Origin of the sequence: Corynebacterium sp. HMSC04H06 (genome assembly GCF_001815935.1) — a bacterium.
Classification (GTDB): Bacteria; Actinomycetota; Actinomycetes; order Mycobacteriales; family Mycobacteriaceae; genus Corynebacterium.
Genome location: NZ_KV823463.1, coordinates 1 through 824, shown reverse-complemented (window position 1 = coordinate 824; position 824 = coordinate 1). Strand labels below are relative to the sequence as shown.

Annotated in this window: 2 protein-coding genes; both read left to right on the top strand. The window is 54.5% G+C overall.

What is annotated here, in order from left to right:
- Nucleotides 1-111 precede the first annotated feature (111 nt).
- Nucleotides 112-321 (top strand): hypothetical protein, encoded by a 210-nt coding sequence (locus tag HMPREF3067_RS11180; RefSeq protein ID WP_049063700.1) that lies wholly within the window; start codon nt 112-114, stop codon nt 319-321.
- Nucleotides 321-701, top strand: coding sequence for a hypothetical protein (locus tag HMPREF3067_RS11175; RefSeq protein WP_005532314.1), 381 nt, complete (start codon nt 321-323; stop codon nt 699-701). Before HMPREF3067_RS11180 ends, HMPREF3067_RS11175 begins: the two co-directional genes overlap by 1 nt.
- The last annotated feature ends 123 nt before the right edge of the window (nt 702-824 follow it).

The following is an 824-nucleotide window of genomic DNA, read 5'->3' as shown; positions in this document are numbered from 1 at the left end:
GTGACGGTGGGCTTGCAAGGTAGTCCCCAGTTCAATTGACGAAGGAACATAATCAAGAAAACCGTCTACCCGTGGTTGACTTGTTTAGTCTCCCGTCGGTAGACTACTGTTATGAAGCGAAACGCCGTCATCAAGAAATTGAAAGCGGAAGCCAAGCGGCGCGGTCTTGAATTTGAGGAAATCGCCCTATCGCGCCATGACGCTTATCGGGTAGGCAACACAACCCGAACCTTAGGTAGGCACCGTGAGATTGACGATGTGACAGTCAAGAAGTTTTTCGACCAATACGCCCAAGAATTAGGGAAAGGCTGGTGGAGGTAATGACCACGACATACACAGTAACCGCAGAACGCGGAACCAGCGGAGTATGGGTACTCGAATGCGCCGAACTAGGGGCAGTGTCCCAAACTAAGCGGCTGGCTAATGCTGCCGACGAGATGCGCGAAGCACTGGCCTTTCAGGCAGGCCTAGACCCAGACGAACTCAACATTGTTGTTGATGTTGTTCTCCCACCGGGCCTTGCGGAAATGAAAGCTCGCGCCGAAAAAGAACGCGAAGAAGCGGCACGACTGACCGCTGCGGCACAGGCAAGCACTCATGACCTCGCTGTTGCAATGAGAAACGCTGGAATGACCGTGCGAGATATGGGAACAGTCCTCGGAGTGTCTTACCAGCGCGCCCAAAAGCTCGCAGCATCCTAAACACTGAAAGTGAAAGTCGCCCGGCACGCGCATGATGGACACGTGTACTGGGCGATTTTTATCGGCCGGTGGACTCGTGTGCGTTAGCCGCGCGTGACGGTGGGCTTGCAAGGTAGTCCCCAG